The 9,789-nt window shown below is 68.0% G+C and carries 11 protein-coding genes; 6 read left to right on the forward strand and 5 right to left on the reverse strand.

Annotation, left to right across the window (positions count from 1 at the left end; genetic code table 11):
• Positions 1 to 9: 9 nt before the first annotated feature.
• Genes CLV67_RS40130 through CLV67_RS40140 form a run of 3 tightly spaced genes read right to left on the reverse strand, consistent with a single transcriptional unit; the run spans position 10 to position 3,924 of the window.
• Positions 10 to 1,074 (reverse strand): ABC transporter ATP-binding protein, encoded by a 1,065-nt coding sequence (locus tag CLV67_RS40130; protein ID WP_106328222.1) that lies wholly within the window; start codon positions 1,072 to 1,074, stop codon positions 10 to 12.
• Positions 1,067 to 2,794 carry an ABC transporter permease gene (locus tag CLV67_RS40135; protein ID WP_106328224.1) on the reverse strand — a complete coding sequence of 576 codons (1,728 nt, stop codon included), beginning with the start codon at positions 2,792 to 2,794 and terminating at the stop codon, positions 1,067 to 1,069. The genes CLV67_RS40130 and CLV67_RS40135 overlap by 8 nt, the downstream gene beginning before the upstream one ends.
• Positions 2,791 to 3,924 (reverse strand): ABC transporter substrate-binding protein, encoded by a 1,134-nt coding sequence (locus CLV67_RS40140; RefSeq protein WP_203736936.1) that lies wholly within the window; start codon positions 3,922 to 3,924, stop codon positions 2,791 to 2,793. Before CLV67_RS40140 ends, CLV67_RS40135 begins: the two co-directional genes overlap by 4 nt.
• A 146-nt stretch (positions 3,925 to 4,070) precedes the next feature.
• Between CLV67_RS40140 and CLV67_RS40145 the strand changes: the two genes are divergently transcribed.
• From CLV67_RS40145 to rraA, 3 genes are read left to right on the forward strand one after another with little or no spacing between them, the layout of a single operon-like run.
• On the forward strand, positions 4,071 to 4,748 hold the full coding sequence (locus CLV67_RS40145; RefSeq protein WP_106328229.1) for a GntR family transcriptional regulator: 678 nt from the start codon (positions 4,071 to 4,073) through the stop codon (positions 4,746 to 4,748).
• Between the two features lie 29 nt (positions 4,749 to 4,777).
• A complete protein-coding gene (locus CLV67_RS40150) occupies positions 4,778 to 5,905 on the forward strand; it encodes an MFS transporter (protein ID WP_170154174.1) in 1,128 nt (375 codons plus the stop codon).
• A complete protein-coding gene (gene rraA / locus CLV67_RS40155; RefSeq protein WP_106328234.1) occupies positions 5,902 to 6,372 on the forward strand; it encodes a ribonuclease E activity regulator RraA in 471 nt (156 codons plus the stop codon). Before CLV67_RS40150 ends, rraA begins: the two co-directional genes overlap by 4 nt.
• A 50-nt stretch (positions 6,373 to 6,422) precedes the next feature.
• Here rraA and CLV67_RS40160 read toward each other — a convergent pair whose 3' ends face one another.
• Positions 6,423 to 6,986 carry a dihydrofolate reductase family protein gene (locus CLV67_RS40160; RefSeq protein WP_106328236.1) on the reverse strand — a complete coding sequence of 188 codons (564 nt, stop codon included), beginning with the start codon at positions 6,984 to 6,986 and terminating at the stop codon, positions 6,423 to 6,425.
• A 186-nt stretch (positions 6,987 to 7,172) separates the two neighbouring features.
• On the opposite strand from CLV67_RS40160, the gene CLV67_RS40165 reads away from it, so the two are divergent.
• From CLV67_RS40165 to CLV67_RS40175, 3 genes are all read left to right on the forward strand, one after another.
• The gene (locus CLV67_RS40165) at positions 7,173 to 7,607 is read left to right on the forward strand and encodes a hypothetical protein (RefSeq protein ID WP_106328238.1); all 435 of its coding nucleotides are present in this window, start codon (positions 7,173 to 7,175) and stop codon (positions 7,605 to 7,607) included.
• Positions 7,604 to 7,915, forward strand: coding sequence for a transcriptional regulator (locus CLV67_RS40170; protein WP_106328239.1), 312 nt, complete (start codon positions 7,604 to 7,606; stop codon positions 7,913 to 7,915). Before CLV67_RS40165 ends, CLV67_RS40170 begins: the two co-directional genes overlap by 4 nt.
• A 140-nt stretch (positions 7,916 to 8,055) precedes the next feature.
• Positions 8,056 to 8,475, forward strand: a complete 420-nt coding sequence (locus tag CLV67_RS40175; RefSeq protein WP_146169491.1) for a hypothetical protein — start codon at positions 8,056 to 8,058, stop codon at positions 8,473 to 8,475.
• A 78-nt stretch (positions 8,476 to 8,553) separates the two neighbouring features.
• On the opposite strand, the gene CLV67_RS40180 is transcribed toward CLV67_RS40175, so the two are convergent.
• Positions 8,554 to 9,570, reverse strand: coding sequence for a phosphatidylinositol-specific phospholipase C (locus CLV67_RS40180; protein WP_239166117.1), 1,017 nt, complete (start codon positions 9,568 to 9,570; stop codon positions 8,554 to 8,556).
• Between the last annotated feature and the right edge of the window lie 219 nt (positions 9,571 to 9,789).

The following is a 9,789-nucleotide window of genomic DNA, read 5'->3' on the forward strand; positions in this document are numbered from 1 at the left end:
TCGCTTTCGTCAGGAGAGGGGCCGGGGGTAGAGCAGCGCGGCCTCGGGTGCGAAGGTGAGGCCGACGGCACCGGTGAGGTCACCGCGCGGGGACTGCACCTGGACGGTCTGGTCGCCGAGTCTGAGGTGGTACTCGTGGTGGGAGCCGACGTAGGCGCTGGTCACGATCTCGCACGGCAGGCCGGTGCCGGTGGGGCCAACGGTCAGCCGCTCGGGGCGCACCGCGACGGTCACCTGTTGTCCGGGCTGGGCATCGCCGGTCACCTCGACGACCTCACCGCACGCGTCCAGCCGTACATGCACATGGTCGTCGTCAGTTTTCTCGACCTGTCCGTGCAGGAAGTTGCAGCGGCCGACGAACGCGGCGACCTCCGGGGCGGCGGGTGTTTCGTAGATCTCCTTCGGGGTGCCGATCTGCAGCATGCGGCCGTCGGCCATGACCGCGATCCGGTCGGAGAGGGCGAGGGCCTCGTCCTGGTCGTGGGTGACGTAGACGGTGGTGATACCGAGCTCGGCCTGCAGCGCCTTGAGCCAGGCACGGGCCTGTTCGCGCAGCTTGGCGTCGAGGTTCGACAGTGGCTCGTCGAGCAGCAGCACCGACGGGGAGTAGACCAGCGCACGGGCGAGGGCGACGCGTTGCTGCTGGCCTCCGGAGAGCTGGTGCGGGTACCGGTCGGCGAGGTGGGCCAGGCCGACCTTGTCGAGGGCGTCGGCGATCCGCTGCTGCTTGTCCTTCTTGCTCGCTTTGCGGATGGTCAGCGGCATGGCGAGGTTCGCGGCCACGGTCATGTGCGGCCAGAGCGCGTACGACTGGAAGACCATGCCGAGGTTGCGCTCCTCAGGCGTACGGAAGATCTTGGCCGTTGAATCGACGAAGGTGGTGTCACCGACGGTGATCGTGCCGCCGGTCGGTTTCTCCAGGCCGGCGATGCAGTTGAGGGTGGTGGACTTGCCGCAACCACTGGGTCCGAGCAGGGTGAAGAACTCGCCGTCGCGGATGGTGAAGTCGACCTCGTGCAGGACGGTGACGTCGCCGAACGTCTTGTAGAGCTGGCTGACGCGGACGTCAGGCATCGTGGTGTCCTCTCATGAGCAGCCCGGCCACGCCGACGAAGACGGCGGTGATGGCGATCTGGATGGTGGCCAGGGCGGCGACGGAACCGGTGTTGCCCTGGACCCAGAGCTCGAGCATCGTGGTGCCGAGGATGTTGGAGTCGGCGGAGCCGAGGAAGATCGCCGGCGAGTACTCCTTGAGCATCGTGACGAAGGTGAGGATCATGGCGCCGGCGAAGGCGGGGACCATGAGCCGTCCGAGGATCCGGGTGAAGGTGCGCACCCAGTCGGCGCCGGAAACGCGGGCAGCGTTGTCGAGTTCCGCTCCCAGTTGCATGATCGACGGCGCGATCGAGCCGAAGCCGCTGGGCAGTGCCCGTAATCCGAAGCCGATGATCAGGGCGACCAGGGTGCCCTGGATCAGGCTGCCGGCGCCGAACGGGGCGTAGGCGAAGGCCCAGAACAAGCCGATACCGATGATCAGGCCGGGCATCGCCTGTGGGGCGAGGGCCAAGTACTCCACGGCTCGGCGGTACTTGAAGGTGGATCGGCGCGCGACGATCACGGCGAGCAGCGACAGGGCGCTGACCAGCACCGCGCCGACCGCGGCGATGATGAGGCTGTTGGTGATGGAGCGGGTGTACGCGTCGAAGGTGAAGATCCGCTCGTAGTTGGCGCCGGTGAGCGTCTTGAATGGCGACTGCAGCGGCGTGAAGATCAGGGTGAACGACCGGAAGATCAGCCCGCCGATCGGCAGCAGCGCCCCGAAGATCACGTAGAAGGTGATCGCGACGATGCTGACCCAGTTGATCCAGCCGAGGTCGAGACGGCGCGGCCGGGTGGCCTTGCCGCGTACCGACACGAACCGTTGGGCGTCCTTGAGCAGTTTGGCCTGCAACGCGACCAGCCCGACGGTTACCAGCAGGATCAGCGCGGACGCGGCTCCGAGGATGCCGTAGTCCGGGTTGATCGACTGCAGGCCGTTGGAGTAGAGGAACGTCGAGAAGACCGGGATGCCGACCGGCTGGCCGTAGAGCAGCGGCACGCTGAGCGTCTCGACCGACATGCTGAAGACCAGGATCGAGCTGTACACCATGGGCGGGCGCAGCATCGGGACGATGACCGAGAAGAGGATGCGCAGCGGCCCGGCGCCGCACACCTGGGCGGCCGACTCCAGGGAGGCGTCCGACTGGCGCAGGGCGTTGGCGCAGAACACGTACGCGATCGGGGCGAGCGCCACGGCCTCGGTGACTGCCATGCCGGGGATCGAGTAGAGGTTCCACGGGACCGTGCCGATCCAGGAGCGGACCTGGGTGCTGACGAACCCGGCCGGGCCGTAGAGGGTGATCCAGCCGAAGCCGAGGATCAGCGAGGAGATGAAGAACGGCCACTGCATCGCGGCAGCGAACAGCCGGGCGCCGGGCAGTTTGGTGCGGACCACGGCGATCGCCATGGGGACCGCGATGAGTAGGGTCAGCGCGGTGGTGCCGACGGCGAACAGAGCGGTGTTGAGGATGACCGTGCCGAAGCCGGCGTCGGTGAACAGGCGTACGTAGTTGTCGGCGGTGAGGATGCCGCCCGCCTCGTACAGCGGGCGGTCCAGCACCGACTGATACAGCGTGGGAACGACGGGCGCCAGTACGAGCAGCGCGAGCAAGCCGAGCACCGCGTACTGGACCCACAACTCCCGGCCGGCGCCCAGGAAGCGCCGGTACCGGGGTGTCACGAGGGTGGTCGTCATTGTGCGAGCAGCCCGTTCCAGCGGTTGGTGAACTCCTGCACCGCGGCGTCGGGGACCAGGTCGTACTTGACGCGGATGACCTTGGCTTCGGTGACCTTCTCGACGACCTCCTGATAGGTGTGCAGGCCGTCGGCCTTGGGCACGTCGTCGCGGTAGGAGGTCAGTCCGCCCTCGGCGACGGCCCGCTGGCCCTCGCTGGAGAGCACGAAGTCGGTGAACAGCTTCGCGGTGGCGACGTGCGGAGCCTTCGGGGCGATGCCGATGCCACGGGGCAGCACGACCGTTCCGTCGTCGAGGAAGGTGACCTGGAACAGGCCGCCGCTGTTCTTGACCACCGGGTAGGCGGGTGCCGCGGAGATGAAGAAGCCGACCAGGTATTCGCCTGCGAGGATTTTCTCGGTCTGGGTGCCCGACGAGGTCTCGGGGCGGGCCAGCGGCAGCAGTTGCTGCAGGTGGGTCCAGGAGTTCGGGTCGGCCTCGGTGTAGGCGCGGGACACCGTGAAGCCGAACGCGCCCTTGATGTCGCGGGTGGTGATCTTGTCCTGGTACTTCTTCGGGTCCTTGGCCACGAGCGCGGCGAGACTGGCCAGGCCGGTCGGGGCCTCGGGCACCAGGCTGGTGTTGTAGGCGATGGTCATCGGGTCCATCGACATCGCGTAGACGCTGGGCATCAGCGTCGCGAACTCGGGCAGCTTGGCGGCCTCGGGTGAGGCGTACTCCAGCAGCCGACCCTTGCCCTGCTCGTTGTACTCGGCCCAGGCCTGAGCGGCGTTGGAGACCAGGATGTCGGCGGGTGAGCTACCGGTGGCCTGTTCGCTCAGGACCCGCTGGAAAACCTCGTCGCTGTCGAGGTTGTTCGCCGAGATCTTCGTGACCCAGGGGTACTTCTTCTGGAAGTCGCGGAAGATCGGGGCCCAGTTCTCCTGGTCGGTGTTGGAGTAGATGGTGAGCTCGCCGCCCTCGGCCTTGGAGGCCTCGATCAGCTGGGCGTACTCGGCCGGGTAGTAGTCCGGTGCTTTGCCTTCGGTGATCTGGTTCGGCGGGGCGGACGGCTCGTCGGAGCCACCGCAGCCGGTCAGGGCGGCGGCGGTGGAGAGGACGAGGAAGGAAGCGAGCAGACGTCTTTTCAATTCACAGCTCCTTGATGCGGAGGAAACATCGCTGTGGGGAACGCCACCCACGATGGAGGTTATAACCTATAGCCGTCAACCACCTCGGCGAAGAAATTCCCGAGCTGGACAGGTCGTGTAGGTTATAAGCGACCTCGGGAGGGTTGATGACGGAGCCTTACTCCACGAAGAGCGACTACGCCTACAGCCAGCTGCGGGAGAAGATCCTGACCGGCGAGTACGAACCCGGCACGGTCCTCAACCAGGCCGTGCTCGCCCGCACCATCGGCATCAGCACCACGCCGCTACGCGAGGCGCTGCGCCGCCTGAAGTCCGAGGGCCTGGTCGAGCTCGACGCTCACCGCGACGCCCGCGTCAGCCCACTCACCGGCGAAGAGGCCCGCGACCTGCTCGAGATCCGGATGTCTCTCGACCCCCTGGCCGCCGCGCTGGCCGCCGAACGCCGCAGCACCTCCGACATCCGCGAGATGCGCGACGCCATCGAGGGCCTGCACCCGCTGCCGCACAACCCGAGCTTCGTCGACCTGGTCGCGCACCGGCGGTTCCACACCGCGATCTACACCGCCTCGCACAACGAGATCCTCATCAGCACTCTCGACGCGCTGTGGGACAAGGCCGACCGCTACCGCCGCCTCGGTCTCGAGGTCGAACGCGACCAGCAGGAGCGCGACACCAAGGCGGCCGAGCACCGTGAGCTGCTGGAATGCGTGATCAACCGGGACTCCGTCGGTGCCGCCGGCGTGATGCGACGGCACATCGACAGCAGCCTCGGCGCCAAGGCCGCGAACCGTCTCAACGCCGGCAAGATCGAGGCGGCGCCCTGAATCAGAACGGCCTGCTGCTCGCCCACACGGTGCTGGTACAGGCCATCACGTTCGTGCTGCGTCCCACCGCCACATACCAGGCCATCGCCCTCGATGTCCCCGCCGCCTGGCTGGGTGTGCTCGCTGCCAGCTTCGCCGTCGTCCCGCTGGTGCTCGCCGCACCCGCCGGACAGATCATCGACCGGCTCGGTGAACGACGGCTACTCATCGCGGGGCCCGCCCTGCTGACGCTGGCGACCGCCGCATTCGTGCTGCTCGGCGACGCGATCGCCGGGCTGACCGCCGCGACGATGCTGCTCGGCACCGGACATCTGTGCTCGGTCGTCGGCCAGCAGGCGCTGGTCGCCAACGCCACCGAACCCGGCCGTTACGACACGGCGTTCGGCTACTACACCTTCGCCGCGTCGCTGGGCCAGGCCCTCGGTCCCGGACTCATCGTGTTCTTCGGCGGTGACCAGACCGTCCCCCACACGCGGGCGATCTTTCTAGGCACGCTGGCCGTCAGCGTTCCGCTGCTGCTCATCGCGGTGTTCCTGCGTTCCTCGGGGCAGCACGGCCGACAGTCCGGCACCGGTAGCGGCGGCTTCCGCGAACTGCTGGCCCGCCCCGGACTCATTCGCGCGCTGACGGTCAGCTGCATCGTCCTCGCCGCCATCGACGTGACCCTGGTCTACCTGCCCGCCCTCGGCGCCGAGCGTGACATCGCCGCCGGCACCATCGGCATCCTGCTCACCGTCCGTGCGGTCGCTTCGATGATCTCCCGCCTGTTCCTGGGCCGCCTCACCGCCGCCTTCGGCCGGCACCGCCTGCTCGTCGGCACCGTCGCCGTCTCCGCCGCCGGCCTGCTGCTGATGCTGATCCCCATGCCGTTGTGGCTGATGGCCGTGCTCGTCGTGGCCGCCGGACTCGGCCTCGGCGCCGGTCAGCCCCTCACCATGTCGTTCCTGGCCGAGTCCGCACCGCCCGGTATGCGCGGACGCGCCATGTCACTGCGCCTGACCGGCAACCGTCTCGGCCAGGTCGTCATCCCCAGCGCCGCCGGCGTCCTGGCCGCCGGAGCCGGCGCCACCGGAGTACTCGCCATCACCGCCGCGGGCCTCGCCGGAGCCGCGGTCGCGGCCGGGGGCCTCCACGAATCCCAAGGAGAAGATCAATGACCAACACCGCTGATCTGTACGACGAGTACGGCGAGCGCCTGCAGTCGTGCGACACGCAACTGCGGCAGTACGGCGGAACCGCCCTGTTCAGCGGCCCCGCCGTCACGGTCACCTGCTTTCAGGACAACGCCCTGCTCAAGTCCGTCCTCAGCGAACCCGGCGAGGGCCGCGTGCTGGTCGTCGACGGCGGCGGCTCGGTGCACACCGCCCTGATGGGCGACATCATCGCCGGTCTCGCCGTCGACAACGGCTGGTCCGGCGTCATCATCAACGGCGCGGTCCGCGACGTCGCCGCCCTGCGCAAGCTGCCGATCGGCATCAAGGCCGTCGGCTCGAACCCGCGTAAGAGCGCTAAGACCGGCGCCGGTGAACGCGATGTCGTCGTCGAGTTCGGCGGCTGCCGCTTCACCCCGGGCGCCCGGGTGGTCAGCGACGACGACGGCGTCGTCGTCCTGCCGTCGGCCTAGTTTCGGCAGGTGGCAGCCACCGCCGGGGTCGTCCGGCGGTGGCTGCGTGGTCAGTGGCCGAGCAGGCCGTAACGAAGGTGAACGACGCCGTCGTCGAAGCGGCGCTGATCGAGGAGCGTGAGGTCGGTGCGCATGCCGGCGGGCAGCCCCGGCCTGCCGCCTCCGACGGCCACGGGCCAGACGAACAACCGGCACTCGTCGACCAGCCCGGCCCGCATGGCCTGCGCCGCCAGGTCAGCGCCTCCGATGATGATGTCGCTGCCGGCCGTGGCCTTGAGTTCCTTGACGGCGGCGGGGTCGAAACGGCGTTCCAAGCTGGTACGGGCGGTCGACACCCCGGTGAGAGTCGTGGAATAGACGATCTTGTCCGCCGCCTGCCAGACGCTCGCGAAGTCCGCCGTGAGATCGGACCTCGCGGCCAGGGAAGCGTCGGTCTCCCAGACGGCCATGGATTCGTACAGGCGCCGCCCGTAGAGGAACGTGCCGGCAGAGCGCAGGATGTCGGTGGTGAACGCGAAGTACCCGTCGTCCGGTGGCAGCCAGGCGAAGGCCCCGTCCTCATCCTCGAAATAGCCGTCGAGTGACACGTTGGTCACGTAGATCAGCTTGGCCATGCCTCGTCCTCCCGGTGCGCCATGGGCAGAAGTATCCACCCCTCACCTCCTCTACGAACGGCTCGGCGCGAATCGGACGCCACCCGGTCGGCCTGCGCTGAGCCGCTCCACATCCCATGGGCGGCCAGATGTTTTCCGAGTGGTTGATAGTTGCCATAGTGGAAAGCATCTGAGATAGTTTCCGTCATGGAAAACAACGTGCATGTCCCGAACCCCGCCGAGGCCCGCGAGGCGCTTGCCGACATCGACACCGCCCAGCGCGCCGTGCGGGACACGCCGTGGCCCACCTGGCTCTACCCGGTCAACGCCCTTCTGCTGGGTGCCATGACGCTGACCTTCGCGCTGGGCGACGACGGCTTCGTTCCCCTCCTCGCCACGAGCGCGGCGCTGACCGCGATCAACGTGCTGGCCGGCTACCGGATGGGTACGCCGTTCACCCTGCCCACCAGCCGCGCCTTCCTCGCCCTGGTCGGCGCCACGATCGCGTGCCTGCTCTCCGCTTTCGTCGTCGCCGAGCTCACCGGGCGGACGTGGCCGATCGTCGTTCTCGCCGTCGCGGCGGCCACCTTCTACCTGGCGGGCGGCGTAGTGCACCGGCGCTCGACCGGGGCGCCTCGATGACCGCGGAACTCGACCCGATCATCCACCCGACACACCGGCTGCGGATCTGCGCCATGCTTGTCGCCGGCAGCACCCTGGAACTGTCGGTCATCAAGGAACATCTCGATCTGAGCCCGTCGGCGCTGAGCAAGCAGGTCGCTGCCCTCGTCGACGCGGGCTACGTGAAGCAGGAACGTCTCGGCTCGGACACCCGGCGGGTGTGGCTGTCGATGACACGCGAGGGACGCAAGGCATACCAGGGGCATGTCGCCGCGCTCCGGGAGATCGTCAACGCGACGACGGTTCCCTCGCCTGGACAGCACAACTAGGCCGCGTTCAGGCAGACCCCAACGATCTCGTACGCGCGGGGGCTCGCCGGTGACCGCTCATCCGAATTCGTCCGAAGACTGCCACGGTGCCCCCACCTCGCGCGCACGATCGTCGCAGGACATCGAGAAGGGAGAATTCGTTGAGCAAGCTCATGCGGGTCGTGGTGACCGTGGCCGCGCTCGCCGGTGTCATGCTGGCGGGGCAACCGGCCGGTGCGGCCGTGGCGCAGGCCGCCCAGCGGTCGTGCACGGTGGCGCCGAGCAACAAGTGGGGATGTAACACCGCGTCGATGTGGCTCGCCGCCGGCGCCAATCCGCACGCCGCCACGTTGAACATCTACTCGCCCGCCACGCCCAACCCGCCCGGTACCGAGGCGGATCCGCCCAGTTCATTCGTCATCATCCGCAATGTCTCCACCGGCGCTGAGTTTCTCCGCGACTACCAGTACCGCAGCGCGGAGCACAACGTCTGGATGATCATCGGGCAGTCCGGCAACTACCGGGCCGAGCTGCACTGCCCGTACGGGTGCGCGGGAGCCACGCTCTACTTCGACAGCTGATCGTCATCAGCGATGGGAACGCCCGGCCGCGCCCGAGAGGGCCGGCCGGGCGGCATCGTGCACCACGTACCGAAGATGTCAGCCGTTGCGCGAGAGGATCTCGCTGATCAGCGCGCTGCCCGGGAAGTCCAGCATGACGATCCCCGTACGCACTACCGGCGCGTGCACCTCCGGCCCCTCGTTCAAGTAGGCCAGCAGGAACGGGTTGACGCCCTGGACCCCGAACGCTCCCCCGGCCACATGCTGCGGATGCGCGAACACGCTCGAGCCGCTGGCGAAGTTGACATACACGGCCGACCGGTCGCCCGCACTGGTCGCGTCGAGGAAACGCCGGACCTGGTCCCGCTTCGTGGCGATGGCGCCCACGTTGGGTACGTCGTACGCGTCCTGCACATAGGTCGACGACCCGCTCCCCCACGCCGCGAACTGCGCGAGGCCGTATCGGTCGACCGGCCCGCCGCCCCGGCCGTGCACCACACCGAGCACGACCTTCCCGCGGATCGCCCCGAGCGACGGCATGGGCGCTCCGGCCCCACGGTTCACCGAAGGTTGCCAGAACAGGTTCGGGTACCGGGACACGTACGAGTCGAAAATGTCAGCGAAGCTGCGCTGGCCCGACACGTCCGTGCACGAGCCGAGCCCGCCGTGGCACTCCTGCTTGAGCCGCATCACCACGGTCTCGCGCGGATGCTCGGCGAGGAACGTACGGAGCTTGGTCAGCACGTCGTCGAAGTTGGCGTTCTGGTAACTCGCGCCGTGGTGAATGGTGAACGTGTTCCCGGTGTTGACCCGCGCCCGGATGTCGATCGCCCGGATCCCGGCGGTCAACTGGCGCGCCAGCGTGCCGCCGCTGTCGCCGAAGTTCTCCTGCGTCTGGGTCAGGCTGCCACCGTGGATCGACATGCTCTGGTGGGTGCCGGGGATGGACAGGGCGGCCAGGCTCGTCGAGTCCGCGATCGAACTCATCCAGTCCGGGTTGTTCGCCGAGCCGAGCGTCCGGTACGACGCATCGGCGGCAAGCGCCGGTCCTTGCGGCACGAGAAGGGCGGCCCCGACGGCGACCATGACCGGGAGAGCAATCCGAAGAATATTCACGAGCTGCAATCTATCGAGGAAACCAGCGATGCAGGGTGAATCGGGAGCGTCTGATCGATGTCGCCCTATCCCGCGCGACCTGCCTCACCCACCTCGAGCCTTCCGGGCGGTCATCCGGATCAAGGAGCCTTTTTCAACCTGATCTTGCAGGTCAGCCCGGGTCAGCAGGGACCGGTGATCGATGAGGGCGAGGCTCCAGGTAAGACAGCAAATCGACCA

This window comes from Actinoplanes italicus, from assembly GCF_003001815.1.
Taxonomy (GTDB): domain Bacteria; phylum Actinomycetota; class Actinomycetes; order Mycobacteriales; family Micromonosporaceae; genus Actinoplanes; species Actinoplanes italicus.

What these genes read in the sequence shown, in the direction of transcription:
- CLV67_RS40130 (WP_106328222.1), bottom strand. Translation starts at nt 1,074, where the DNA reads ATGCCTGACGTCCGCGTCAGCCAGCTCTACAAGACGTTCGGCGACGTC.
- CLV67_RS40135 (WP_106328224.1), bottom strand. Translation starts at nt 2,794, where the DNA reads ATGACGACCACCCTCGTGACACCCCGGTACCGGCGCTTCCTGGGCGCC.
- CLV67_RS40145 (WP_106328229.1), top strand. Translation starts at nt 4,071, where the DNA reads ATGACGGAGCCTTACTCCACGAAGAGCGACTACGCCTACAGCCAGCTG.
- rraA (WP_106328234.1), top strand. Translation starts at nt 5,902, where the DNA reads ATGACCAACACCGCTGATCTGTACGACGAGTACGGCGAGCGCCTGCAG.
- CLV67_RS40160 (WP_106328236.1), bottom strand. Translation starts at nt 6,986, where the DNA reads ATGGCCAAGCTGATCTACGTGACCAACGTGTCACTCGACGGCTATTTC.
- CLV67_RS40165 (WP_106328238.1), top strand. Translation starts at nt 7,173, where the DNA reads ATGGAAAACAACGTGCATGTCCCGAACCCCGCCGAGGCCCGCGAGGCG.
- CLV67_RS40170 (WP_106328239.1), top strand. Translation starts at nt 7,604, where the DNA reads ATGACCGCGGAACTCGACCCGATCATCCACCCGACACACCGGCTGCGG.